The 506-nt window shown below is 52.9% G+C and carries 1 protein-coding gene; it reads left to right on the top strand.

The features are described from left to right. Window positions 1–336: 336 nt before the first annotated feature. The coding region (locus ABEA14_RS19305) for an integrase core domain-containing protein (RefSeq protein ID WP_425557234.1) at window positions 337–506 on the top strand (170 nt) is incomplete at its 3' end.

Here is a 506-nt window from a genome sequence, read left to right as displayed (position 1 = left end):
TTTCCCAGTTGGGGCCCGAAGAAGCTGATTGATTTGCTCAAGCAGGAACAACCGGACAGTCATTGGCCCGCAGACAGCACCGCGGGTGAAATACTCAAGCGGTTTGGCCTGGTAAAGAAGCGGCGAGTGAAACGCAAAGTGCCGGCAGATGGGTTGCCCTTTTCTGAATGTAACCAGAGCAACCAATGCTGGAGTGCCGATTTTAAAGGCGACTTTCGCTTGGGTAATAAACAGCGCTGTTATCCGCTGACTATTACCGATAACTACAGTCGCNAGGGTATTCGGCCAGAGCGGATTAAACCGGGCAGGCCACAACAAAATGGCCGCCATGAGCGTATGCATCGCAGCCTGAAGGACGCGGTCTGCAAACAACCGGGCTACAGCTTACTCCAACAGCAGCGCCGATTTGACCGGTTTGTACAGGAGTACAATGAGTTACGCAGTCATGAGGGGCTTGAAAGGCAAACACCAGCGAGTGTCTATGTGCCATCAAACAGGGCCTATTC

The organism is Corallincola platygyrae (assembly GCF_039544265.1).
GTDB classification, from domain to species: Bacteria; Pseudomonadota; Gammaproteobacteria; order Enterobacterales; family Neiellaceae; genus Corallincola; species Corallincola platygyrae.
Note: the sequence above shows the minus strand (reverse complement) of the source record. Positions and strands in the feature narration are given on the sequence as shown.